Raw genomic sequence first — 24,471 nt, 5'->3', positions numbered from 1 at the left:
TGATCCGAGAAGACACGGGGTGCCGCATCCGGCGGCTGAGATCACACCCGTCGAACCTGATCCAGTTCGTACTGGCGAAGGGAATGTCCGCATGAATCTCCTGCGTTCCAGGCACCCCGCACCTAACCGGTGTGCCCTGAGCCGTCGGGCCGCTCCGCATTCCCTCGCCCTCGAGGAAAGCGAGAGTCCATGCCCACGTCACACCACCCCACCCGGCGTATCACCAGCGCCCTCAGCGTCACCGCCGCGATCGCGGTCCTCGCGGCACTCGTCGGCTGCTCCGGGGCCGGCGCCGCGGAATCCGACGCAGAACCCCCGACGGTCCGGTTCGCACTCGACTGGACGCCGAACACGAACCACACGGGTCTCTACGTCGCACTGAACCAGGGGTACTTCGCCGAGGCGGGCATCGACGTCGAGGTGCTGCCCTTCAACAACAGCAATCCCGAGGTGCTCGTCGATGCGGGCCAGGCGGAGTTCGGCATCAGCTTCCAAGACACCGCCACCCTGTCCATGGCCTCGGGGGCCGACCTCCGCTCGGTGCTCGCCGTTCAGCAGACGTGGACCACCGAGGTCGCTGTGCTCGCTGAGCGGGACGACATCGAGAGCCCCGCCGACCTCGACGGGCTCGTCTTCGGCGGATTCGACAACCCCGCGGAGACCAGCACGATGCGCGGCGTCGTGGAGGCGGCAGGCGGATCCGGCGACTTCGAGACGGTCGTGCTCGGCACGAGCGCCTACGAAGCGCTGTACGCCGGGGAGGTCGACTTCACGGTGCCGTTCGTGGCCTGGGAAGGGATCGAGGCCGAGCACCGCGGCGTCGATCTGAAAACGTTCGCCTACACCGACTCCGGCTTTCCGGATGCGTACCAGGTGATCGTCGCCGGCAACGCGAGCTGGATGGAGGAGCACCCCGACCTCGCCCGCGGGTTCGTGCAGGCGCTCGCTCGAGGCTACAAGGACGCGATCGATGATCCGGAGGCCGCCGCCGAGATGCTGCAGGAGGAGAACGCCAGCCTCCTGACCGACCTGGATCTGCTCGTGGAGAGCCAGCGCATGCTCTCGGAGCAGTTCATGCTCGACGAGGCGGGCGAGTTCGGCAGGCAGACGGAAGCGCAGTGGAGCGAGCTCGGGGACTTCTACTTCGATGCCGGCCTGCTCGCGGAACGCGACGGATCGCCGCTCGCCGAGCGGCCAGACTGGTCCGCGTTCTTCACCAACGAATACCTCGAGGACTGAGGGTGCGGGCACATCGCCGGACGCACCTGTGGGTGCCGCTCGCCGGCTTCGGCGCGCTGCTGTGCGTGTGGGAGATCGCCGTGCGCCTCACCGAGGTGCGCCCGCAGATACTCCCCGCCCCGTCGCTCGTCGCGAGTTCGGGCTGGGCGCACCGGTCGGCGATCTTCGAGCACGCCGTGGCCACGCTCGGCGTCACCGCCGTGGGCTTCGGCATCTCACTGGTGTGCGCGTGGGCGATCGCGATCGCCATCGACTGGTCGTCGCTGCTCCGCCGTGGCGTCATCCCGCTGCTGGTCGCCTCGCAGACGATCCCGATCGTCGCGATCGCCCCGCTCATGATCATCTGGTTCGGCTTCGGACTGCTGCCGAAGGTGATCGTGGTGGCGCTCGTCACGTTCTTCCCGATCGCGATCGGACTCGTCGAGGGGTTCGCCCGCACCGACCGCGAGGCTTCGGCGCTGCTGCGCAGCATGGGTGCCGGGCGGATCCGCGAGTTCTTGCTCGTACGACTGCCGTCCGCACTGCCGTCGTTCTTCACTGCGCTCCGCATCGGCATCACCTATGCCGTGGTCGGTGCGATCTTCGCGGAGTACGTCGGCGCCCAGCACGGGCTCGGCATCTACATGAGCGTCCAGAAGAACGCGTTCCGCACCGACCTCGTGCTCGCCGCGGTCGGGGTGACCGCGGCGCTCAGCATCGCCCTGTACCTCTCGACGATCATCGTCGAACGTCTCGTCATCCCCTGGCACATCACCGAGCGGAGAGCCGCGCATGAGCACTGAACCGCAACCGAGCACAGAACCGCACCCGGGCCTCGAGCTCGGAGGGATCTCGCGCGAGTTTCCGCTGCCCGGCGGATCATCTCGGCAGGTCCTCGATGAGGTGTCGTTCTCAGTGGCTCCCGGTGAGTTCGTCTCCGTCATCGGGCCCTCGGGCTGCGGCAAGAGCACCCTCTTCTCCCTCATCGCGGGTCTCGATTCGCCCTCAGCGGGCACCCTCCGAATCGACGGTGCAGATGCTGTCGGCCGCCGTGATCATGCGGCGTACATGCCGCAGCAGGATCTGCTCTTCCCCTGGCGCACCGTACTCGGCAACGCGGCGCTCGGGCTCGAGGTCCAGGGCGTGCCGCGTCGGCTGGCGCGGGCCCGTGCGCGCGAGTGGTTCCCGCGATTCGGCCTGGCCGGGTTCGAGGATGCGCTCCCCCACGAGCTCTCAGGTGGCATGCGTCAGCGCGCGGCGCTGCTCCGCACCGTCGTCCAGGAGCGTCGCACCCTCCTGCTCGACGAACCGTTCGGAGCCCTCGACGCACTGACGAAACGCGAGCTGCAGGCGTGGCTCCAAGAGGTCTGGCTCGAACACGACTGGACCGCGCTGCTCATCACGCACGACGTCCGGGAGGCGATCCTGCTCTCGGATCGGGTCGTCGTCCTCTCCCCGCGACCCGCGAGGGTGCTGGCGGAGGTCGACGTCGCATTGCCACGCCCGCGCGGAGTGGAGGTCCTCTCCGACCCCGAGTTCATCGGGCTGGAGCGAACGCTGCTGGAAGCCCTCGGAGTGGATTCAGCGCGCTGAGTCGAGCGCCTGCTGCCAGAAGTCGGCCTCGAGCCGGGTCGCGGTGCGGAAGATCCGGACCAGCGCATCGAATCGCTCCCTCGAGACCGTCTCGCCGCCGAGAGCATCGAGTCTCCCGACAGCGAGCTCAGCTGCGCCTTGGAATTCGGCGCCGGCGTACTCGCCGATCCACTCGGCGTAGGGATGATCCGCGGTGGCACGACGTGCGGGATCGAGTGCGGTACCGATCTCCGCGTAGCCGATCGCGCAGGGAGCGAGCGCGACGTGCAGATCGAGCAGGTCGCCGGCCATGCCGGTGTCGAGCACGTAGCGGGTGTAGGCGACCGTCGCCTGCTTCTCGGAGGCGCGATCGAGCTCTTCCTCGGAGATCCCCCACCTCGCCGTGAGCCGGCGGTGCAGGTCGGTTTCGTGCAGGATCGCCTCCAGCGCGCCGCTCGCGTCGCGGATGTCGGAGAGACTGCGGCTCTTGTACGCGGCGAGTGCGTTCGCTCGCGCGAACTGCACCAGGAACAGGTAGTCCTGCACCAGGTAGTCCTGGAACGCGCCGAGCGGCACCGTGCCGGACTCGATCCCCCGCACAAACTCGTGCTCGGTGTACGCCTGCCACTCCGCACCGATCGCAGCTTTCAGATCTGAGAAGAGACTCATCCCTGCTCTCCCATCACCGGGTGGGTATAACTCGCATGGAAGAAGTCGAGTTCGATGGCGACAGCTCGTGCAAAGAAGTTCTCGGCGATGGCGCGCTGGGCGGGCCCGACCCGGTCAAGCTCGGCCCGGAGGAACCCGACGAGATCGTGGAACTCCGGGTAGTCGTGCAGCGTGATCCAGTCCGCGTGCACGAAGCTTTCCGGCAGCGGTTTCGGTGCTCTTGTCGCCCAGTCGAGGTAGAGCCACTCGGCGACGAGCAGCACCGCCAGGATCGCCGCGTACTCCCGCGTCGCGGCGGCCTCCCGGAACAGCGCCGTGAACGCCGCCGTCGGTTCGGTGTCGGGAATGCGTGAGCGCTGCGCCTCGGTGACGCCGAGCGCCTCGAATGCGCGTAGGAAGTAGGTGTTCTCATCCCCCGCGACCTCGCCGATGAAGCGGGAGAACCTCAGTCGCGGTCCCAGCGCGTCTGCGGTCGAGACCGCGGAGCCGAGCAGCACGAGAAAGCTGTCGAGGAACCGGTAGTCCTGCACCAGGTACCCGGCCATCACCGCGTCGTCGACGCTTCCGTCGTACAGCTCCCGGACGAACCGATGCGTCACCGCCTGATCCCAGGTCTCCCGATTCTGCAGGCGCAACTGTTCAGTAAAACTGTGGTTCATGGACATTCCTCCGCGAGTACGAACTCGATCAGGTTCCCGGGTGTGATCTCAGCCCGCTTCGGGCACCCCGTGTCTTCGCCCCCACCCTAGCGCGTCTCTCGAACTGCTGCTCATCGGTTGCGCGCTCCTGTTCACGCGGTCGGTACGCTCGAGGCGTAGCGACCAGCCGCTTCGGTCATACCCGCCAGCACCCGGCGAAGTGGTCATCGACCATACCCGCCGACTGCATGAGCGCGTACATCGTCGTCGGGCCGACGAAGCGGAAACCGAGCTTCCTGAGCTCCTTGCTCAGGGCAGTGGACTCCGGCGTCACCGCGGGCACGTCGGCCATTGCGACCGGGCGAACCCGGTCAGCTCCGGAGCGCACCGGCGCAAACGACCACATCAGCTCGTCGAGCTCTCCGTCCGCCATATCCCGCACCAGCGCCGCATTGGCGATCGTCGCCTCGATCTTCGCGCGGTTTCGGATGATGCCGGCGTCGCTGAGCAACCGCTCGACGTCGTCCTCACCGAACGCGGCGACGCGCGCCGGGTCGAAGCCCGCGAACACCTCGCGGAACCGCGCACGCTTCCGCAGGAACGTGATTCACGACAGACCGGCCTGGAACCCCTCGAGCGCCATCTTCTCGAACAGTGCCCGATCCCCGCGCAGAGGGACGCCCCACTCCTCGTCGTGGTAGCGACGGTACTCCACGTCGTCACCGACCCAAGCGCAGCGAGAGATGCCATCGGGACCGGCCAGGATCGCAGTCACCCGGACGGGGTAGCAAGAGCCGGGCCTCAACGTGCGATCGGTAGCGCGCAGCACTGTCCAGTTCAGATCGAAATGGGCACGCCGATATTCATGAGGCCCTCCCGACCCGATACGACGACCGCGTCGAGGTCGTGAATCACCGGGGCGTGCTCCGCAGCGCGGTGATAGGTCTCCGCCGACCAGTTCGTCAGGCCGAGCATGCGCAGGTTCGCCACCCGCAGTTCTCCGACGATGTCGGCCGTCCCGCGAATCGGGCCCGTGAGCGACTCGCCGAAGCGCTCGGATTACTGACCGACGAGGTCGCCGTACCGCGGGTGCTGCTCGGTCGCCCGCCGCACCACTTCACGGAGCGGAACGCCCCGATCCGCCATAGCGTTCAACGCGGCGAAGTCGGACGCCTCCGCGAACTCGTGCCACTCCCGCTCATCGAGACGGTCGGCCAACGGACGGTGCGGATCCCACCCGACGAGCACGTTCCCTAGGTCGAACACGACGGCGCCCACGGAGGTCCCGGTTGATACTGGCATGTCGCCCACGGTACGCACCGGATCTCCAAGACTCACTCAGTTGATAGTCTCGGAAGCCGACGTACGGAGCCCACTATGCCTCAAGATCTTCCACTTTCCGGGAGGACCGCTCTCGTCACCGGCGTCTCACGTCGACGCGGGATCGGATTCGCCGTAGCAACGAAGCTCGCGACGCTCGGCGCGAGCGTCTTCATCCACCACTATCGCCCGCATGACGAGCGGCTCCCCTGGGGTGGCGACGATCTCGACGAAGTGCGATCGGGTGTGCGCGCTGCACTCACGGGCGATGCGACGACGGGAGATATCGACGCAGACCTCACCGACGCCTCGAAGGTCCCGGCGGTACTCGACGCGGCCTTCTCCCTGACGGGGGATCTCGACATCGTGGTCTGCAATCACGCTCGGAGCGGCGACGACGGGAGCATCCTCGACATGACACCGGAGCGGCTGGACGCGTTCTGGGACACCAACACGCGCTCGACCCTCCTGCTCACCGCTGAGTTCGCGCGACGGAAGTCCGGCGCCGCTCAAGCGGCTCCGCTGCGACCCGGCGACCCCGTGCCGTTCCACGGACCGTTCACAAGCCCCGTAGGTCGCGTCTTCTGGATGACGTCAGGACAGATCGACGAGGCTATGCCGGGCGAGGTTGCCTACGCGACCAGCAAAGCGGCGCTCGCGGGCGTGACAAAGACCGTCGCCGCCGAGCTGATGCGTCTCGGCATCGTGCTCAACACGATCAATCCTGGACCGGTGAACACCGGCTATCTCGATGCTGACACCACCGACCGAGCCCTGGACAGTCTCGACGAGCGGTTCGCTGCACTGCCTTTCGGAAGAGTCGGAGCCCCCTCCGATCCCGCCGAACTCATCGGATGGCTCTCTTCCTCTGGCGGATCGTGGATCGTGGGACAGGTCCTCACGAGCGACGGCGGATTCAGCCTGAGCTGAGCACGATCCCTCGGACAGTCGCGCTCGAGCAACTGCTCGCGGGCCGTGGTCACGGACCGAACAGCACGACCCGGTTACCGTCGGGATCGGTGAGCTGCAGGATGCGCGCACCACCTCCAGGTTGCGGTCCCTCGTGGGCGAAGCCCGCCTCGGTCAGACGCGCTGCCGCGCCGTCAAGATCGGACTCGCCGAGAACAACTGCGGACTTCCCGGCTCGATCCGGCTCCGACCACACCTGCAAGCCGAACCCCTCGCCGAGATGCCACTCGAGCAGACCTGCCATCGGACGCGCATCGGGGGCGCGCTCGAAGAGGTCGCGGTACCAGCGCTCGGCGCGCTCCAGGTCGGTGACGGTGCACTGTGCGAGCACGTGATCGATCATGTCCGACTCCTTCGTCAGCGTGTGCCGGCAGTCTCCCACACCCGCGCATACTCGTCCACGACAAGCGGCCAGAGGACCTCCCGTGCAGTCTCGACCGAGGTGATGCGCTCGGCGAGCGGCGCGAACACCACGAACTCGTGCGGGATCACGCGGCCCGCGCGATCGGTGCGGCCCTCGGGGTCGGGGAATCGCACGGCGACGCGATCCCCCACTGCGCGACACAGTTCAGGATCGCCGCCGACGCCGCCGAAGACCTGCTCGTAGACGGGCAGCGGATCGGGCACACCCCCGTCGCGGAGGAACCGGAAGCCCCACGTTCTGCCCCGCGTCGCCCAGATGAACTCGTCCGCGCTCATCGCCGGCTCCTCAGGAGGACGCGTTCGGCCTCGCCGCGGTCCAGCCCCATCCGGAAGCTCGTGAGCACGGCAGTGAGGTAGTCCCGTTTCGCGAGCGCCTGCGCGTTGATCTGCGCGAGCTTGTCCCCGCTGAGATCGGCCAGGCGCTTGATCGCCTTCCCCGAGATCACCGAGACGGCGAGACGCTTCGCCATGCCGAGCCGGCCGGGCAGCGGAACCTTGCTGAGAACACCGGTGATCGCGCCGACCACGTCTCCGAGTCCACCGGCGCTGCGCACCAGATTCTCCGCGACACGGCCTGACGACTGCTGCATCTGCGCCCACCGCACGTGCCGTTCGAGCGGCAGCGTCGACGCGATCGGCAGGATGAGCTCGACGCCGATGCGGCGGTGCACCTCGATGCGATCCGGATCGAACTTCGCCGAGGAGAGGAGCATGAAATCCTCACCGACCGAGAGGGCATCCTTGCCCTCGATGAGGCCGGCGATGACGTTCCGCAACTCGATCACGTCCTCCCCCGCCTTGCCGAGCACCAGATCGCGGAACGCGTACACGTCGGTCTGAGGCATCAGATCGGCCTTGGAGAGCGCAAGAATCCAGATGCGCGGGAACCGGACGAGCGGCTTCCCCTTCACCAGCAGCTCGTTCTTCATCGAGAGCAGCCCGTTCCGGAAGTTCGTGAAGAGGGAGCGCAGGTACCGTTCCTCCTGCCCTGCATTGTCGATCAGGCGCTGCCCGTCGACGAGGAGCAGCGCCACGTCGGAGCCGAGCAGCGAACGGAACGTATCGACTCGGCGCGCGGCCTCCTCCGGCCCCGACGCGTCCTGCTCGAACCACTCGCCCGGGTAGTCGTGCCACACGAGTCGCAGGGCGTCGAACGGGCGCTCCTTCGAACGGCGGGTGCCCGCGTCCTTGAGTCGGAGCGTGAACGGGTACGACGTCGAGGTGAACCGCGTCGCCATCGGCGCCTGGCCAGCGTCTCGCATGCCGAGATAGTTGCGCATGAGCGCGGTGCCCTGGCTCTGCTGGTCGGCGACGACGTGGTACAGGCTCTCCCGCACGTACTGCGGCTCCTGCGTGGCGCCGAAGAACGACGAGAGCAGCACGGTCTTGCCGCTGCCGCTCTCGCCGAACACGGCGATGTGCTGTTCGAGCGTTCTGCTGCGTGCCATACGTCTAACCTACCGAGCGCACCTGACCCTCACGGCGCCTTGACCCAGCGGTGCGCGCCCGTCACAGGGCGAGCACGTCGAAGAGGATGCTCACCAGCGGCAACTGGAAGAGGCCGATGAGCAGGAAGACGGCGAGTGCCACGAATCCCATCACCGTGGCGGCGGTCGCCAGACGGAGCCCGCGCTTGCGGTCCCTGAGCGCCATGACGGAGACCAGTACCGACGCGAGCACACCGAGCAGCTGGCCGATGAGCGCGGTCCACAGCAGGATCCAGTTGAACGCATACTCCGGTTCGGAACCGAAGACGCCGTCGATCGTGTTCGTCATGACGACGCCGAGGCCGAGGTACATGACGGTGACCGCGCCACCGCCGATCGCGAGCACCGCCCACGAGAGGACCGCGATACTCCAGGCGAACCAGACCGAACCGCGGGGCCGCGGTGCGGCCTGCCACGGCGCCGCGCCTGGCACCTGCTGCGGCGGGGGCTGCTGATCGGTCATCGTTCCAGTGTGCCAGTGACCTCGCCCGGGGGCATCGCCGTTCGCATCACGGTGACGACCCTACGTCGCGTCGGATGCGCGCTGCACGCGCTGGGAGACGTACACCGGAATCAGGGAGAGCAGGATCATCACGGTCGCGACGACGTTCACCTGGTTCACCTCGTTCGGTCTCGCCATCTGGTTCATGATCCACAGTGGTAGCGTCTCGACGCCAGGCGGAGCGGTGAAGATCGTCACCACGATCTCGTCGAAACTCAGTGCGAAGGCCAGCAGCGCACCGGCGATGAACGAGCTGCGGAACTGCGGGAACGTGATCATGCGGAACGTCTGCCCGATGCTCGCCCCGAGGTCCATCGAGGCCTCTTCGAAGTTCGGGTTCATGCGTCGCAGCCGCGCGATGACGTTGTTGAAGACCATGACGATGCAGAAGGTCGCGTGGGCGATGATCATGCCCCAGTACCCGACGTTGATGCCCATCGGCTTGAGCACCGAGTGGAACGTGTTCGAGAGCGCGACGCCGGTGACGATGCCGGGGAGCGTGATCGGGAGCACGAGCAGCAGGTTCACGGTGTGCTGCCCGAAGAACCGGAAGCGCTGAAGGGCGAACGCGGCGAGCGTGCCGAGCAGCAGCGCGAACACCGTCGCGACGGAGGCGACGATCACCGAGTTCAGCAGCGCGGCGTGGACCGCCGGATTGCCGAGGGCCTTCTCCCACCACTCCAGCGAGAAGCCGGGAATCGGCCACCCCGCCACCCGCCCAGAGTTGAACGAGTTCATGACGATCACGAACAGCGGGATGTACATGAATCCGAAGACCACGAGGGCGACGGCCCCGAGCACGATCTTCGTCGTACGGTTCAAGCGAAGCATGACGTCTCCTACAGGCTGTTCAGTGCGCCGGTGCGGCGGACGGCGGCGAGGTACAGCAGCACCATCACGATCGGCACGACCGAGAACGCGGCCGCGAGCGGCGGGTTGAGGTTGATGTTCGAGGCGATGATGCTGCCGATCATCTGGGTGGATCCGCCGACGTACATCGCGGCGATGTAGTCGCCGAAGCTCAGCGAGAACGTGAAGATGGATCCGGCGAAGACGGCGGGAATGAGCAGCGGTGCGACGACGGTGCGGATGGTGCGGAAACCCCCGGCCCCGAGGTCTGCGGAGGCGTCGAAGAGGTTCGCCGGGATCTGCGCGATCGCCGAGTAGACGGGGATCGCCATGTACGGGAACCAGAGGTACACCAGTGTGAGGATCACCGTCAGTACGCCGAAAGCCGGCCCGGAGATGCCGAACGCCGAGAGCGCCCAGTTGAAGAAGCCGTTGTCGGTCCAGACGAGCCGCATGCCGATGATCTTCACGAGGTAACCGGCCCACAGCGGCAGCGTCACCCCGATCGCGAGCAGCGCCCGGTAGCGGGGGCTCGCGACTTTCGCCATGAAGACCGCGAGCGGAATGGCGAACGCCGCACAGATCGCGGTCACCGCGAGCGCGATGCCGAGCGTCCGGATCGAGGTCGAGAAGTACGCCGGGACCGTCACGATACTCGCGAAGTTCTCGAGCGTGAATCCCGGCTTCACCCGGGACGTGAACGGGTCAGTCTCCCAGAACGCCGTGATGAGCAGCAGGGCGAGTGACAGCAGATAGACGCCGACCAGCCACGTCATCGGCAGGGCGAGGAGCGACGCGAGACGCCCGCGCGGGTGCCGGTAGAGCGCGGTCGAGATCGGTTTCTGGCGCGTCGTGAACGGGGACTGAGCACTCATGGTGATCCTCAATGCATCGTGCGGTTCGGAGCGGCCGCAGAACGACCGGAAGGGAGTACCCGGGGCGCCGATGGGGCGCCCCGGGGCGGGGTCATCCCTTGACCGTGGGCCAGGCGGCCGTCCAGTCCTGATAGTTGGTGCACGTCACGTCCGTGCGGCCGTCGAGGCACTGGTCGATCGGGGTCGTCCAGAACCAGACCTGCGAGTAGTACTCCTCATCGGTGGCGTTGTAGTCCTCGCAGTGCTGACGCGCCTCGTCGTTGAGCTCGCAGAACGCGGCGTTCGCCGGGCCCATGCCGAAGTTCATCGCGATCTGGCCGTTCACCTCGGGCGAGCTGGTGTAGTCCATCCAGGCGTAGGCGCAGTTCGGGTGCTCGGAATCGGTGCCGAGCATCCACGCGTCCGACCAGCCCGTCGAGCCCTCCTTCGGCAGCACGCCCTTGAACTTGTCGTCCTCCGCGGCCTTGCGCAGGACCTCCCACGAGGTGCCCACATCGGAGGTGCCGCCGGTGAACGACGTGACGTTCGTCGAGGGGTTCCAGTACTCCGACACCATCGCGTTCTGCTGCTTGAGGAGGTCGACCGCCGCCGCCAACTGCTCCTCGTCGAGGGCGTAGGGGTTCTCGATCCCGAGATCCGGCTGCGTCTCCATGAGGTAGATCGCGGCGTCCGCGATGTAGATGGGGCTGTCGTAGGCGGCGATCTTGCCGGCGTAGGGGCTGTCTTCCTCCCAGACGACGCTCCAGCTGTCGGGTTCCTCGGTCACGACGTCGGAGTTGTACTGCAGGATGTTCGCGCCTCGGCCGATCGGAATGCCGTACACGTTGCCGTTCAGGGTGTCGTACAGCTGACCCTTCATCCCCTCGACGATGTCGTCGCCGAAGTTCGGGATGAGCTCGGTGTTGATCGGCTGAACGTTGCCGTCGACGATGAGCCGCAGGCTGGCGTCGCCCGACGCCGAGACGAGGTCGTACTCCCCCGTCCGCATGAGCTGCACCATCTCGTCACTCGTCGCCGCGACCTTGCGGTTGACGGTGCAACCGGTGTCCTCGGTGAACTGGTCGGTCCACGCGGGCTCGACGAAGCCAGACCAGGCCACGATGTTCAGTTCGTTCTCGGTATCGCCGAGCTCCTCGACCATCGGCACTTCGGGCACATCGATCTGCAGTTCGCCTGCGGCCTCGTCACCGCCCCCGCCTCCGCCGGAACAGCCGACGAGTGCGAGGCCGAGTGCGGCCATCATCGCCGCGGGTGCGGCAAGTTTCTTGTTCATGGGTCCTTCACTCCTTCGTGGGGGTGCGGCGGCGTGCCGCGGGGTTTTCGGGGAACTGACGTCAAGCCACTGCTGCCGCTCGCACCTCCTCCGTACCGGGGACCGCGGTCGCGTGATCCCGACGGAACTCCACGCTCACGGCGTCATTCCGCGCGATCCCGGCGTCGACGCGCGGTGCGTGCGCGTTCTGACGCTCGGCCATCAGGCGCAGTCCGCTCTCGGTCTCGATGAGGTAGCGGGTGTGCGCTCCGGCGTACACGGTTTCGACGACGACGCCGCGCAGCGACACCACGTCCGGGTCGGTGCTCGGCGCTGGTGCAGACAGCTGCAGACGCTCGGGCCTGACGCTGTGCGCGAGCTCGCTGCCGAGCAGATCGCGGGAGACGGGGGCGGAGAGGAGATTCGTCACTCCGAGGAACCTCGCGACAAACTCGGTCTGCGGGAACTCGTAGACCTCACGCGGACTCGCGACCTGCTCGATCTTCCCGCCGTTGAAAACAGCGACGCGGTCGGAGAGCGTGAGCGCCTCCTCCTGGTCGTGAGTGACGAAGACGAACGTGATGCCGACCTCGCGCTGGATCTGCTTGAGCTCGATCTGCATCTGCTCTCGCAGCTGCTTGTCGAGGGCGCCGAGAGGTTCGTCGAGCAGCAGGACCTTCGGGCGCAGGATCAGGGCGCGGGCGAGAGCGATCCGCTGCCTCTGGCCGCCCGAGAGCTGCGAGGGCCGTCGCTCGGCCAGGTGCCCGAGCTGCACTTGCTCGAGCGCCTCGCCGACGAGGCGCGTCCGCGTCTCCTTCGCGACCTTGCGGACGCGAAGGCCATAGGCGACGTTCTCGGCGATGGTCAGGTGCGGGAAGAGCGCGTAGTCCTGGAAGACCGTGTTGACCTCGCGATCGAACGGTGCCGCCCGCGTCACATCGGTGCCGTGGAGCAGGATGCTGCCAGAGGTGACCTCCTCGAAACCGGCGATCATGCGCAGCACGGTCGTCTTGCCCGAACCCGATGGCCCGAGCATCGAGAAGAACTCTCCCCTGCGGATATCGATGTTCAGGCCGTCGACCGCGGTGAGGTCGCCGAAGCTCTTGGTGACGTCTCGCAGCGAGACCGCGGTTTCGGACTCAGCCGGGGCTGCACTGGTCGTGTGCGTCATGTTCAGTCTCTCCTCAACTTCGGTGTCGATGCGAATCACTTTAACATCGGAAATTAGATGTTTTAGAGTTCGAAGCGACTTTTCTTCGTCTCCACATCACGTTTCGATCACGACGCACACCCTGAGTTCGAACCTACGCAGACGACACTCATGCAGCTCATGGCAGACTCATCTGAAGAGTTTTCGGGAACGGAGCGGCCTATGTCATCGCCTGCGCTGCCGCACTCCAGCCCCTCCAGCAGGCTCAGGAGCGCCGCGTTCGCCCCGATCGGCGACGAGGGTCGCACCGCTCTCGTCGAGACGCGTCTCGTCCAGGCGATCTCAGCGGGCGCGTTCATGGAGGGCGAGCGCCTGCCGAGCGAGAACGAGCTCGCCCAGCTGCTCGGCGTTGCCGTCGTCACGGTGCGCGAGGCACTCGGTGCGCTGAGGCACCGCGGGCTCATCGAGACCAGGCGGGGCCGCAGCGGGGGCAGTTTCGTGCGTCCGAGCCAGGGCGCCATCGAGAGCGTGAACGCGCAGACGCTGAAATCGATGCCCCGCGTCGCGCTGGCCGATCTCGGCCTCCACTACGAGGTCATCTCGGCGGCATGCGCCGAATACGCCTGCCGCCGGGCGACGCACGAGGAGCTCGCCGTCGTGCAGCAGATCCTCGTCGAGGCCAGGGAGCTCACCCCGGAGCTGTGGCGTCGCCGCATCACCGACGTCCAGCTCGAACTGGCCTCGCTGAGCCAGTCGGTGCGCCTCACGACGGAGCACGTCCGCCTGCAGACCGAGTTCACTCCCCTCCTCGCGCTGCAGGATCACGACGACGCTGCGAGGCATGCGACCCACGACGCGCTCGTGCACCAGATCCAGGCGACACAGGCTGGCGATATCGAGGTGGCGCGTAGCGTCGTGCGCGAAACGATCAGGGCTTCGGTCCGCTGGCTCGTCGACTTCCGCGCACAACTCTGACCCCCGCCCGCGTCGGCTTCGTGGCACACTGTATGCGTCAGACCGCACCACCAGCGACGGTGCACCGTGCGGCGAGAGGGAGAGTGGACATGACGACCGGGACGACGGCAGCAGCGCTCGACAGCGTCATCGCAGTCATCGACGAGTTCTTCGACGGCGTGTTCGCTCCGCTCGAGGAGTGGCGTCCGCGCCTCGCCGCCCAGGTCGAGCAGGCCACCGCGAGCGGACCGCTGACCGGTGGGCAGCTCGCCACCCTCATTGAATCCGACGCCGATCGCATCCTCGACGACGCGCGGCTCCCGCTCTACGGAGTGGGCTACTGCGCAGCCGAGCACGTCGTCGCCTCCGGAAACCCGCTCGCCTGGTGGCAGGGACCGGATCGCGCGCTCCTCGCATCCTCGACGTTCGGCCCGGGTCAGGCAGCGATCGACCTCGGGCGACTCGAGTGGTTCCGCGTGCCGCAGTCGACCGGAGACCCGCACGTCGCCGGCCCCTTCGTGGACTACCTCTGCTCCAACGAGATCACCGTCACGTCCTCCCTCCCCGTCGAACTGAGCGGCGTGTTCAGCGGGGTGATCTGCGCCGACGTGCTCGTCTCGGAGCTCGAGTGCATCGTCATGCCGTCACTCGCGAGCATTCCGGATGCGGTGCTCGTCAACACCAGCGGTCGCGTCGCCGTCTCGACCGCGCCCGACATCGAGACCGGGGATCGATTTTCGGAACCCGTGGCCTCGGAGCTCCGAGCCGCGTCCGACCGGTACCCGTTCGCCGTGATCGCACGGGCACGGGTGAACGTCGCCTGATCGCCGAACGCGGCCCCGGGACCCCCTCGCAGGGCGGGAACCCGGGGCCGCGCCCATCGGTCACTCCGCGGACGATGACCCGCGTCGCGCCCTGAGCATCAGGAGCACACCCCCGGCCAGCACGAGAGCGCCGGCTGCGATCCCGATCGGCAGGGCGAGCGACTCGGCTCCGGTACTGGCGAGATTGCCGCCCTTGGCGCTCGTCTCGACCTGCCCGCCGTTCTGCACCGCGGGGGTCTCACCCCCGGACGCACCGGTCTCGGCGCCTCCGTCAGCACCGGCACCGGAATTCGCACCCGCGCCCGCCGACCCGTCGGCACCGGTGCCAGCCGCGCCGTCAACGTCAGCATCTGCATCAGCTGCTGCACCCGCGTCTGCGCCGCCACCCGCGTCTGCACCTGCACCGGCGTCCGCGTCCGCGGCAGCACCGGCGTCCGCGTCGGCGTCTGCGGCCGGGGGTTCCGGTTCTTCGCGCTGCGCCCACGGGCCCTCCAGCAGCCACGCCGCCATCGAGGTGTTGTCGAGGTAGTGGCCGCGGACGAGGTCGCGCCCCGTGCCCAGTGCCGCGATCTGATCCGCCCCTGCACCCTTCGAGAAGAACGGAACGAGCTGATTCGTGTGGTTGTCGCTGTTCCAGGTGTGCGTGGGGAGCGTCCCCTCCTCCGCGTCGGGGGCGGCCGGGATGATCGAGCTGAAGTCGCCCTCCTGCTCCCCGTACAGGTAGCCGGTCTCGTGATCCGCCGTGACGACGACGAGCGTCTCGTCCCAACTGGAGTTCGTCTCGACCCAGTCGACCACCGAATCGACGGCGGTGTCGAAGTCCGCCACCTCCTCGAGGTTCCGGTCGCTCTCGTTCGCGTGCCCCGTCCAGTCGATCGCTCCGCCCTCGACCATCAGGAAGAACCCGTTCTCATTGGCGTCGAGCGTGTTGATCGCGCCCTGTGCGAGCGTCGCCAGGTTCGGCACGTCGTTGAGCGGCGCGTCCGCGTCACGGGCCTGCTGCAGGGTCGAAGCCACCTGCGGCACACCGAAGATCTTCTCGGGCGTCTCACCCGTGGTCAGCGCCTCGAAGTCGGCCCGTGTTTCGAGGAACGCACGGTCGGTCTCCCCCGCCGAGACGGCATTCCAGTCCTCCTGCGAGATGTACGAGAAGTCGCCCTGTGTCGTCGGCTGGTGGTTGTCGTCGTAGAACGGGTGGCCCGCACCGATCACGACCTCCAGGTCGCCCGTGATCTGCTGGTTCGCGATGCCGTGGTAGTTGTTGCGGCTCTCGTCGTGGCTCGAATAGGCGGCCGGCGTCGCGTGCGAGTACGGCACCGATGAGACGACACCCGCGCTCTTGCCGAGCTGCTGCGCACGCTCCGAGAGATTCTCGACCTCGGCCCCGTCCACATCGACGCCGATGCCCGCGTTGTAGGTTTTCACCCCGGTCGCCATCGCGGTGCCGGCCGCGGCGGAGTCGGTCGGGTTGTCCTTGTTCCACTCGAAATCGCTCCACGACTTCGCGGGGTCGTACGCCGGGCCGTCGTGCCAGTTCGTGGACATGCCGAGGTGGTTCCACGACTGCCAACCTTCGGACGGTGCGGTGTTCTGACCCGACGGGATCACTTTCCCGTCACCGCCGCGCTGCACCTGCCAGTGGGTCTCCCCCGTCGTCTCGGCGTTCAAGAAGTCGACGTGGTTGTACCCCATCCCGTCGCCGATGAGCACAATGACGTTCTTCGGCGAGGTCTCCGCTTCGGCGGCTGCCGCGGGCGCGGCGAAGGCATTGCCTACGACGGCGGTGCCGCCGACCGCGAGCGCGACGGCGAAACCGCCGGCGAGGAGCGGTACTGCGTGTTGCTTCAACTGCAAGGTGTTCCCTCTCAGGTGTCCGGTGTTCAGAGCGCGCGGCGGACTCCCCGCCGGCACGGTTCAGGAGCGTAATGAGTGCAGATGACGCGGGGGTGGCGCAACCAGTCCGGCGGGTGAACGGCCGGCGAACACCCGGGTCTCCGACGCTCAAGCGGCCTCGGATACACTCGACGCATGCTGTCCGAGGAGCCGCGCGTCAAGGTGCTCGGCCCCGTCAGCGTCGACGGCGCGGATCCCGGTGGTGCGCGGGCACGCGCCCTCGTCGCCGCGCTCGCGCTGGCCGATGCGCACGCACCCCGGCCCGTGTCGGCACTCACTGATGACCTGTGGGGCGACGCACCTCCGGCGCACCCGCGAGCCGCACTGCAGAGCCTCGTCTCGCGAACGCGCGGCGCCGTCGGCGACGTGATCGGCACCGAGGCGGGGGGCTACCGACTCCGTGACGCCGGAGGCGGCGCGTACCGCAGCGACCTCGAGCTTGCGCGGGCCAGCGTCGACGCCGCCGAGGCCGCGCTCGGCGGCCGGGTCTCGGCGAACAGTGCCTCTGAAGACCTGCTCGAGCACATCGACACAGCGCTGTCGCTGTGGGCCGGGGCACCGGGCAGCGATCTCGGCGCCGCTCCCGTCGCGGGCCACCTCGCTGAGGAGTCCGCGCGGCTGCGCGATCGCCTGCTGCGCCTGCGCGCGACCGCCGCGGTGCGGTGCGGGCGCCACCGCGAAGCACGCGACCTCCTGCATGACCTCGTTGCGTCGCACCCGGAAGACGAAGGTCTCCACCGATCGCTGATGGAGTCCCTCGCCGCTATCGGGGATCTCCCCGGCGCACTCTCCGTGTTCGCGGACTTCCGTGAACGGCTCCGCGATGCGCTCGGGGTCTCTCCTGGCTCGGCGATCCTCGACCTCCACGCGCGGTTGCTCCGGGAGCAGGAGCCGACGGCGACGACGCAGGTCCGCATCGGACTCACGACCGGTCTCGGTGACCTCATCGGCAGAGACTCAGACGTCGTCGACGTGGGCGAGCTGCTGCACACACGCCGACTGGTGACGATCCTCGGCACCGGAGGGCTCGGGAAGACCCGCCTCTCGCAGGCGGTCGCGCACGAGGCGACGGCACCGACCGTGGTGTTCGTGCCGCTCGCGGGCGTGCGCGCCGACGCCGATGTGCTGCCCGCCATCGCCGCATCGCTCGGAGTCAGCGAGGCCGCGATCAGTCGACTCTCCGAGCAGCGACCTGCACCCGACCTGCGCGATCGCGTGCGCACGGCACTCGGCGACGGGGCGGCGCTCCTGATCCTCGACAACTGCGAACAGGTCATCGACGGCGTCGCCGCCTGGGTCGCGGAGGCGCTCGCACTGCTCCCCCGGCTGACGGTGCTCACCACGAGCCGCACGCCGCTCGCACTCGCGGGCGAGACCGTCTACCCGCTGGAACCGCTGCACATCGAGGCTCCGCACGCCGCAGCGAAGACGGGGGCGGAGGACACTCCGGCGGCACACGGTTCGGCGGTAGAGCTGTTCTGGGAGCGAGCGCTGGCCGTGCGGCCGACGGCGCAGCTGGACCCGGACACCGTCTCACGGCTATGCGTGCGCCTCGATGGACTCCCGCTGGCGATCGAACTCGCGGCCGCGCGGGTGCGCACGCTCACGCCTGAGCAGATCGAGGCGCGCCTCGCCGACCGGTTCGCGCTGCTCACCCAGGGGGATCGTGCGGCACCCGACCGGCATCGCACACTCGAGGCCGTCATCGACTGGAGCTGGGAGCTGCTGGACGACTCCGCACGCTCGGCGATGGCGGCGCTCGCGATCCTGCCAGGCGGATTCTCCCTCGACACCGCCGCGGGCGTGCTCGGCGTCGATGCTCCCGAAGATCTGCTCGACCAGTTGGTCTCGCAGTCGCTGCTCATCGTGCGCGACGAACCGAGCACCGGCGGTCTGCGGTTCCGCATGCTCGAGACCGTCAGGGAGTTCGGCATCGCTCGGCTGCGCCGCGACGGCGCGGAAGCGGTCGCGTGGAGCGGTCTGCGCGCGTGGGCCCGACGGTACGTGCTCGCTCGCTCCCCTCGCCTGTTCGGACCCCCGGGCTCCGTCGGTCCCGCGATGTTCCGCGACATGCGGACCGAGCAGGAGAACCTGCTCGCCGCGCTGCGCAACGCCGTCGCCGTGGACGACCGTGCCGACGTCGTGCTCATCTTCGCCGCGCTCGCGCAGGGATGGGTCGTCCGCGGTGCGCACACCGAGCTCGCGGGCATCGCCGAGGAAGTGATCGACGTTGTCGCGCACGTCCACCCGAGCGACGTTCACCGCGGTGCGCTCGTCATCGCGCTCGTCATCTGCTCCGTCGCACTCGTCTTTCAGCAGCACCCCGGTTCGCTGCGGTGCGCAGCACGCGCGCGCATGATCCGGCGGCAGACCGCGGCGTCACTGCACCCGTTCTGGCGCGCCGCCATCGACCTCGTCGAGGCGGGGCCCGTACCCGACCGACTGCGCCCCGCGGCGGCGCAGCTCCTCACGGATCCGGCTCCGGTGGCCAGGCTCGTCGGCGAGCTCGCGTCCGGACAGCTCGCCGAGAACGACGGCCACCCCGACGATGCCTTCGCCGGAGCCGTCGGCGCCTGGCACCTCGCGCTCGCCGAGGGCGAACTCTGGCTTGCCGCCACCGCTGCGAGTTCGGCGGCTCAGCTGGCGAGCCAGTCGGCCAGACCCGAGGAAGCGCTCGTCTGGATGGACCGCGCGACGGAGCAGCTCGAAGCGTTCGGGGCGGAGGAAGACCTGCGCGAACGCGGCTGGCTGCGCGGCATGGCGCTCATCTCGCTCGGGCGTGCCGATGAAGTGCGCTCGCTGTTCGCCGACCTCACCCGGGACGGGCCTGCACCCGAGCACCACGAGACTGCAGCCATCGGGTGGAACGGGATCGCCGAGATCCGACGGGCCGAGGGCGACCCGGCGGGTGCCATCCGCGCGTTCGAGCGCGGCGTCGCCGACCTCGAGGCACTGCACCAGCGAGCAACGCCCTGGAGCCTCATCAGCGTCGCCGCCCTCGTCGCCGCGGCCTCGCTCGACGGGTCGCTCCCGAGCGACGATGTCGCTCCGTGGGCGGCGCGCATGCGCACCAGGACGCTCGCCTTCTACCGGGTGCAGCGCGACTTCGCCGACCTCCCCGTGCTCGGGTGCGTGCTCACCGGTTGGTCTGCCTGGGCACTCGCCATCCCCGAGCACCGTGAGCGCGGACTCGAGGCGCTCGCGCTCGCCGAGGTGCTCGGCGCCCGTCAGGACCAGCCGAGCCTCCGGCTCGCGGATCACCGGGATCGGGCCGCGCGGATCGTCGGCGATGCGGCACTCGCGTCAGCCCGCGCCGCCGCCGCGACCGTGCCCTCCGACGCGCGCGTGACCCGAGCACTCGAGGTGCTCGGGTCACGATCCTGATCGAACGCGTCCTGCGTCAGGCCTTCCGCATGTAGGCGCGGACGGTGAGCGGTGCGAAGACGGCCACGACCACCACCGCACCGAGGAGCGACGCCCACAGGTCGCCGCTCACGATCCCCTGGTTCGTCAGATCGCGGACGGCCGTGACGAGGTGCGACACCGGATTCACGTTCGCGAACCACTGCAGCCAGCTCGGCAGCGTGTCGGCCGGCACGAACGCGTTCGAGAGGAACGTCAGCGGGAAGAGCACGAGCATCGAGATGCCCTGTACGCTCGACGCCGTACGCGCGACGACGCCGAAGAAGGCGAAGATCCAGCTGATCGCCCAGGAGCAGGCGATGACGAGGAACGCTGCCGCGAGCACGGAGCCTGCCCCGCCCTCGGGGCGCCACCCCATCAGGAACCCGACGAAGAACGTCATCGCCGTCGCGATCGCGTACCGCACCGTGTCGGCGAGCAGAGCCCCCGAGAGCGGTGCGATCCGCGCGATCGGCAACGAGCGGAAGCGATCGAACACCCCCTTGTCCATGTCCTCACGCAACTGCGTGCCGGTGACGACGGACCCGGTGATGACAGTCTGCACGAGAATGCCGGGGATGAGGTGCGGGAGATACTCTTGCACATCGCCGGCGATCGCACCACCGAAGATGTACGCGAACATGAGCGTGAAAATGATCGGCTGAATCGTGACGTCGATGAGCTGCTCGGGTGTGCGCCGGATCTTCACGAGTCCGCGATAGGCCATCGTGAACGTGTTCGCGACCGTCTGCGCGATGCTCGTGCGGTTCTGCAGGTCACGGTCCGCTGCGGGGCGAATGCGGGTCAGTGCGGTGACGCTCATGCGCGCACCTCCTTCTGCATTGCGGGCTCGGAGATCGAGTCCTGATCAGTGTCGTCTCCTCCAGCGTCAGCTCCGTGGCCGGTGATGGTGAGGAAGACCTCGTCGAGTGTGGGTTTCTGCACGCTCATCTCCGCGAGGCGGATACCGGCGCCGCGAAGATCGATGAGCAGATCGGCGACACGGTCCGGATCGGTCATCGGCGCGGTGACGCGGGATCCCTCGGGCGAGTCGGTGCCGCGCACGCCCAGGACGCGCTCGACGGCGCGCAGCACCTCGGCGGTGTCCGTCTCGTCGACGGTGCCCCCGGCCCGCGGCGCGATGCGCAGCTGCAGCGACGAGGTGCCGACCGACGCCTTGAGTTCGTCGCCCGTCCCCTCGGCGACGACACGACCGTGGTCGATCACCGCGATGCGATCAGCGAGCTGATCGGCCTCGTCGAGGTACTGCGTCGTCAGCAGCACCGTCGAACCCGTGGCCACCAGTTCGCGGATCGTGTCCCACATCTGCCCGCGCGTGCGGGGGTCGAGACCCGTGGTGGGTTCGTCGAGGAAGATGAGCGGGGGCTGCGCGATGAGTGATGCCGCGAGGTCGAGCCGGCGACGCATGCCGCCCGAGAATCGTTTCAGTGGGCGCTTCGCGGCATCGGCGAGGCCGAAGCGCTCGAGCAGATCCACGGCCTTCGCTCTCGCCTCTGCACGGGACAGCCCGAGCAGGCGCGCGAAGATGATGAGGTTCTCCATCGCCGAGAGCGTCTCGTCGACCGAGGCGTACTGGCCAGTGACGCCGATGAGCTGCCGCACGATCTGCGGTTCACGGACGACGTCGTGCCCGAACACGCGCCCGCTGCCGCCGTCGGGGCGGAGCAGCGTCGCGAGCATGCTGATGGTGGTGGTTTTGCCTGCGCCGTTCGGGCCGAGGACGCCGTAGACGGAGCCAGCGCGCACCTGGAGGTCGACGCCGTCGACCGCCCGGTTGTCGCCGAACACCTTCACGAGCCCCTCGGCCTCGACGGCCCATTCGTTCTGTGATGTCATGCGACCAGCGTGCCCGGCGCCGCTGCCGTCGCACTGCCGTGCCGCTGTCGCGCACTGTCATGGGCTGTCGACATGCTCGCGGCACCTTATCCAGGGCTTGTCCCCCGATAGCGCACCGGTCATCATGACGGTATGAGCGATGAGCAATCCGAGATCGATGCCCTCACCCAGCACCCCGGCGAGGCGCACTCCGCCGGTAAGCTCGGGCAGCGCCTGAACTGGCTCCGCGCTGGGGTGCTCGGGGCCAACGACGGAATCGTCTCGACGGCCGGTGTCGTCGTCGGTGTCGCTGCCGCCGCACCGGGCAACACCGTCGCCGTCGCGACCGCGGGCGTGGCTGCGCTCGTCGCCGGCGCGTTCTCGATGGCCGGCGGCGAATACGTCTCGGTGAGCACCCAGCGCGACACCGAGCGTGCGATGCTCGCGAAGGAGATCCGCGAACTCGCCGAGCAACCCGAAGCCGAACTCGACGAACTCACCGGGTTCTACCGGGCACGGGGCCTCTCCGCAGAGCTCGCGCGTCAAGTCGCTGAAGAGCTCACGGCGCACGGTGCCCTGGCGGCGCACGCAGAGATCGAGCTCGGGGTCGACCCCGATGAGCTCACGAATCCGTGGCACGCGGCACTGTCTTCGTTCCTCGCGTTCGTCGTGGGTGCTCTGATTCCGCTCGGCATGGTGCTCCTCCCGGTCGGCAATCCAGTCGCGATCACCGCCATCGCCGTGATCCTCGGGCTCCTGCTGACCGGTTGGATCAGCGCCGCCCTCGGCCAGGCACCGATCGTTCGGGCGATCCTGCGGAACGTACTGATGGGTTCCGCAACGATGGCCGCGACCTACGTGATCGGCCTGCTGTTCGGGGTGGCGGTCGCCTGAGCGCGAGGGCGTACGGTGGGAACATGGAACGGCCAACGCTCCTCTACGTCGAGGATGATCCCGATATCTCGGAGATGACCCTCGAAGTACTCGCCGAGAACTACACCGTCGATCACGAGACCGACGGCCGCCGCGCTCTCGATCGCGCGCTGCAGCACCATTACAGCGCCATGGTGCTTGACCGAAGGTTGCCAGGCATGGACGGAGTGAGCCTCGTCCGAGCGATCAGGACCGCCCGGATCACCACGCCGATCCTCCTCCTCACCGCGCTCGGCGCAGTGGACGACCGGGTGGACGGCCTGGATGCAGGTGCGAACGACTACCTCGTCAAACCGTTCGACTTCGCCGAACTCCTCGCGCGCCTGCGCGCGCTGCGCCGATCATTCGCCGCCGAAGCGGAGCGCCGCGCGATCGGCGACTGGACCTTCGTGGCCGGATCGCAGGCGATGTACGCACCCTCCGGAGACCGCGTCTCGCTGACCGAAACGGAGACGGCCCTGCTGTCGGTCCTCGCCGACAGCCCCGAGCACATCTTCAGTCGCGATGAACTACTCGCCGCGGTGTTCCACTCGACCGACTCCGAGGTCGGCGCCACCGCGGTCGAGACCTACGTGCACTATCTCCGCCGGAAGGTCGGGGCGCACGTCATCGAGACCGTGCGCGGGCGCGGGTACCGATTGGGGGTGCCGGAATGAAGCGCCGACACCCCGTTGCTCCCGCCTCCGCCGAGTTCGGGGATGACGCGCGCGTGCGACGCGCCGCGCGTCGGGTCGGCGTGCTGGTCGGCGGATCCTCCGCGCTCATCGTGTCCGTCGGCATCGCGGTCCTCATCGTGGGCCTCATGGGAGAGTCTCGCCGCGAGCGGCCCGCCGGCCCCCCAGGGATCGATGCCGACCGCGTTGTCGTCGACATCGACGACGTGGTGCCGTGGCTCATCGGATTCGCCTTGTTCGCCGTGGCCGCGCTCGCGCTCATCGCCTGGCTCTCGGCCCGCCGCTCCGTCCGACCACTGGTCCAGGCGTTGCAACTCCAGCGCACCTTCGTGGCCGATGCGAGCCACGAGCTCCGCACTCCCCTTACGGCGCTCGTGAGCCGGGTCCAGATCTTGGAGCGGCGACTCGCACGGGGCGAACCCACCGCCGAAGTCGTCGCGAAGCTGCGACGCGACGCCGATGCGATGAGCGACACGCTCACGGACCTGCTGCTCGCGGCGTCGGCGGAGTCGGGCCGCCATGACGCTTCAGGCGAGTGCTCCCCCGTCGCCGCCGCGCACGCGGCCGTCGACCGGCTCGGTCCACTCGCAGATGCCCGCGGAGTGCACCTGACCGTCTCCCCTCAGGCGCCGTCGCCGGGCGACACACGCGTCCCGCTCGGCATCGTGGCGTGCACGCGACTCTGGATCGTGCTGATCGACAATGCCATCGCGCATAGCCCGCAGGGTGCCGCAGTCGTGGTCGATTCCCATGACGAATCCGATACCGTCGAGCTCCGCGTCTCGGACGCCGGCAGCGGCATCGACCCGAAGCAGACCGAGCGTCTCTTCGAACGATTCGCGCGCGGTGCAGGGGCCGAACGGCGAACCGGCTTCGGCCTCGGACTCGCCCTCGCACGAGATCTCGCTCACGGCGCGGGCGGGAGCCTCACCGTCGAGCACACCTCTCCGTCGGGCACGACATTTCTGGTCACTCTGCCCCGGAGCAGCACCCATCGCGACTCGGCTGAGTGATCTGATCGGCTACTGATC

The 24,471-nt window shown here is 68.3% G+C and carries 25 protein-coding genes, 1 pseudogene and 2 riboswitches; of the genes and pseudogenes, 10 read left to right on the top strand and 16 right to left on the bottom strand.

Annotated elements, in window-relative coordinates; genetic code table 11:
- The first annotated feature begins 5 nt into the window (after positions 1-5).
- Positions 6-101, top strand: a riboswitch (TPP riboswitch).
- An 88-nt stretch (positions 102-189) separates the two neighbouring features.
- Genes K8P10_RS06750 through K8P10_RS06740 form a run of 3 tightly spaced genes read left to right on the top strand, consistent with a single transcriptional unit; the run spans position 190 to position 2,811 of the window.
- Positions 190-1,239 carry an ABC transporter substrate-binding protein gene (locus K8P10_RS06750; RefSeq protein WP_224781032.1) on the top strand — a complete coding sequence of 350 codons (1,050 nt, stop codon included), beginning with the start codon at positions 190-192 and terminating at the stop codon, positions 1,237-1,239.
- Between the two features lie 2 nt (positions 1,240-1,241).
- The gene (locus K8P10_RS06745) at positions 1,242-2,021 is read left to right on the top strand and encodes an ABC transporter permease (RefSeq protein ID WP_224781031.1); all 780 of its coding nucleotides are present in this window, start codon (positions 1,242-1,244) and stop codon (positions 2,019-2,021) included.
- Complete coding sequence (locus K8P10_RS06740) at positions 2,011-2,811, top strand: ABC transporter ATP-binding protein (RefSeq protein ID WP_224781030.1); 801 nt, start codon at positions 2,011-2,013, stop codon at positions 2,809-2,811. Before K8P10_RS06745 ends, K8P10_RS06740 begins: the two co-directional genes overlap by 11 nt.
- Here K8P10_RS06740 and tenA read toward each other — a convergent pair.
- The 5 genes and pseudogenes from tenA to K8P10_RS06715 all read right to left on the bottom strand — a co-directional run bounded on the left by tenA (position 2,800) and on the right by K8P10_RS06715 (position 5,399).
- Positions 2,800-3,459, bottom strand: coding sequence for a thiaminase II (tenA, locus tag K8P10_RS06735; RefSeq protein ID WP_224781029.1), 660 nt, complete (start codon positions 3,457-3,459; stop codon positions 2,800-2,802). The two genes, K8P10_RS06740 and tenA, sit on opposite strands and share 12 nt — an antisense overlap.
- Entirely contained in the window at positions 3,456-4,118 is a 663-nt protein-coding gene (locus K8P10_RS06730) for a TenA family protein (protein ID WP_224781028.1), read from the bottom strand. Before K8P10_RS06730 ends, tenA begins: the two co-directional genes overlap by 4 nt.
- A riboswitch (TPP riboswitch) is annotated at positions 4,107-4,198 on the bottom strand. It overlaps the preceding gene by 12 nt.
- Positions 4,199-4,293: 95 nt before the next feature.
- Positions 4,294-4,872, bottom strand: a pseudogene (locus K8P10_RS06725) (DNA-3-methyladenine glycosylase I).
- 62 nt (positions 4,873-4,934) lie between these two features.
- The gene (locus tag K8P10_RS06720) at positions 4,935-5,087 is read right to left on the bottom strand and encodes a hypothetical protein (protein ID WP_224781027.1); all 153 of its coding nucleotides are present in this window, start codon (positions 5,085-5,087) and stop codon (positions 4,935-4,937) included.
- A gap of 69 nt (positions 5,088-5,156) precedes the next feature.
- A complete protein-coding gene (locus K8P10_RS06715) occupies positions 5,157-5,399 on the bottom strand; it encodes a hypothetical protein (RefSeq protein WP_224781026.1) in 243 nt (80 codons plus the stop codon).
- A 75-nt stretch (positions 5,400-5,474) separates the two neighbouring features.
- On the opposite strand from K8P10_RS06715, the gene K8P10_RS06710 reads away from it, so the two are divergent.
- Positions 5,475-6,347, top strand: coding sequence for an SDR family oxidoreductase (locus K8P10_RS06710; protein WP_224781025.1), 873 nt, complete (start codon positions 5,475-5,477; stop codon positions 6,345-6,347).
- A 49-nt stretch (positions 6,348-6,396) separates the two neighbouring features.
- On the opposite strand, the gene K8P10_RS06705 is transcribed toward K8P10_RS06710, so the two are convergent.
- The 8 genes from K8P10_RS06705 to K8P10_RS06670 form a co-directional block, all read right to left on the bottom strand.
- The gene (locus K8P10_RS06705; RefSeq protein WP_224781024.1) at positions 6,397-6,729 is read right to left on the bottom strand and encodes a VOC family protein; all 333 of its coding nucleotides are present in this window, start codon (positions 6,727-6,729) and stop codon (positions 6,397-6,399) included.
- A 14-nt stretch (positions 6,730-6,743) separates the two neighbouring features.
- A complete protein-coding gene (locus tag K8P10_RS06700) occupies positions 6,744-7,085 on the bottom strand; it encodes a hypothetical protein (protein WP_224781023.1) in 342 nt (113 codons plus the stop codon).
- Complete coding sequence (locus K8P10_RS06695; RefSeq protein WP_224781022.1) at positions 7,082-8,257, bottom strand: ATP/GTP-binding protein; 1,176 nt, start codon at positions 8,255-8,257, stop codon at positions 7,082-7,084. The genes K8P10_RS06700 and K8P10_RS06695 overlap by 4 nt, the downstream gene beginning before the upstream one ends.
- A gap of 61 nt (positions 8,258-8,318) precedes the next feature.
- Positions 8,319-8,759, bottom strand: a complete 441-nt coding sequence (locus tag K8P10_RS06690) for a hypothetical protein (protein ID WP_224781021.1) — start codon at positions 8,757-8,759, stop codon at positions 8,319-8,321.
- Between the two features lie 60 nt (positions 8,760-8,819).
- Positions 8,820-9,629: an ABC transporter permease gene (locus tag K8P10_RS06685; protein ID WP_224781020.1), complete on the bottom strand. Its 810-nt coding sequence runs from the start codon at positions 9,627-9,629 to the stop codon at positions 8,820-8,822.
- Between the two features lie 8 nt (positions 9,630-9,637).
- Complete coding sequence (locus tag K8P10_RS06680) at positions 9,638-10,522, bottom strand: ABC transporter permease (RefSeq protein ID WP_224781019.1); 885 nt, start codon at positions 10,520-10,522, stop codon at positions 9,638-9,640.
- Between the two features lie 91 nt (positions 10,523-10,613).
- The gene (locus K8P10_RS06675) at positions 10,614-11,795 is read right to left on the bottom strand and encodes an extracellular solute-binding protein (RefSeq protein ID WP_224781018.1); all 1,182 of its coding nucleotides are present in this window, start codon (positions 11,793-11,795) and stop codon (positions 10,614-10,616) included.
- A gap of 61 nt (positions 11,796-11,856) precedes the next feature.
- Positions 11,857-12,945 carry an ABC transporter ATP-binding protein gene (locus K8P10_RS06670; protein ID WP_224781017.1) on the bottom strand — a complete coding sequence of 363 codons (1,089 nt, stop codon included), beginning with the start codon at positions 12,943-12,945 and terminating at the stop codon, positions 11,857-11,859.
- A 201-nt stretch (positions 12,946-13,146) separates the two neighbouring features.
- On the opposite strand from K8P10_RS06670, the gene K8P10_RS06665 reads away from it, so the two are divergent.
- A complete protein-coding gene (locus tag K8P10_RS06665; protein WP_224781016.1) occupies positions 13,147-13,899 on the top strand; it encodes a FadR/GntR family transcriptional regulator in 753 nt (250 codons plus the stop codon).
- 89 nt (positions 13,900-13,988) lie between these two features.
- On the top strand, positions 13,989-14,702 hold the full coding sequence (locus tag K8P10_RS06660; protein WP_224781015.1) for a hypothetical protein: 714 nt from the start codon (positions 13,989-13,991) through the stop codon (positions 14,700-14,702).
- Between the two features lie 60 nt (positions 14,703-14,762).
- Here the strand turns inward: K8P10_RS06660 and K8P10_RS06655 are convergent, their stop codons facing one another.
- Positions 14,763-16,550, bottom strand: coding sequence for an alkaline phosphatase (locus K8P10_RS06655; RefSeq protein WP_224781014.1), 1,788 nt, complete (start codon positions 16,548-16,550; stop codon positions 14,763-14,765).
- Between the two features lie 180 nt (positions 16,551-16,730).
- Here K8P10_RS06655 and K8P10_RS06650 point away from each other — a divergent pair, with 180 nt between their 5' ends.
- Positions 16,731-19,979, top strand: a complete 3,249-nt coding sequence (locus tag K8P10_RS06650; RefSeq protein ID WP_224781013.1) for a BTAD domain-containing putative transcriptional regulator — start codon at positions 16,731-16,733, stop codon at positions 19,977-19,979.
- 16 nt (positions 19,980-19,995) lie between these two features.
- On the opposite strand, the gene K8P10_RS06645 is transcribed toward K8P10_RS06650, so the two are convergent.
- Complete coding sequence (locus K8P10_RS06645) at positions 19,996-20,820, bottom strand: ABC transporter permease (RefSeq protein WP_224781012.1); 825 nt, start codon at positions 20,818-20,820, stop codon at positions 19,996-19,998.
- Positions 20,817-21,854 carry an ATP-binding cassette domain-containing protein gene (locus K8P10_RS06640; protein WP_224781011.1) on the bottom strand — a complete coding sequence of 346 codons (1,038 nt, stop codon included), beginning with the start codon at positions 21,852-21,854 and terminating at the stop codon, positions 20,817-20,819. The genes K8P10_RS06645 and K8P10_RS06640 overlap by 4 nt, the downstream gene beginning before the upstream one ends.
- A gap of 132 nt (positions 21,855-21,986) precedes the next feature.
- Between K8P10_RS06640 and K8P10_RS06635 the strand changes: the two genes are divergently transcribed.
- From K8P10_RS06635 to K8P10_RS06625, 3 genes are read left to right on the top strand one after another with little or no spacing between them, the layout of a single operon-like run.
- Complete coding sequence (locus tag K8P10_RS06635; protein ID WP_224781010.1) at positions 21,987-22,727, top strand: VIT family protein; 741 nt, start codon at positions 21,987-21,989, stop codon at positions 22,725-22,727.
- A 23-nt stretch (positions 22,728-22,750) separates the two neighbouring features.
- On the top strand, positions 22,751-23,422 hold the full coding sequence (locus K8P10_RS06630) for a response regulator transcription factor (protein ID WP_224781009.1): 672 nt from the start codon (positions 22,751-22,753) through the stop codon (positions 23,420-23,422).
- Positions 23,419-24,453, top strand: coding sequence for a sensor histidine kinase KdpD (locus K8P10_RS06625; RefSeq protein ID WP_224781008.1), 1,035 nt, complete (start codon positions 23,419-23,421; stop codon positions 24,451-24,453). The genes K8P10_RS06630 and K8P10_RS06625 overlap by 4 nt, the downstream gene beginning before the upstream one ends.
- Positions 24,454-24,471 lie beyond the last annotated feature (18 nt).

It is taken from the genome of Leucobacter sp. Psy1 (assembly GCF_020096995.1).
Classification (GTDB): Bacteria; Actinomycetota; Actinomycetes; order Actinomycetales; family Microbacteriaceae; genus Leucobacter.
This window is presented reverse-complemented; position numbering and strand designations above follow the sequence as displayed.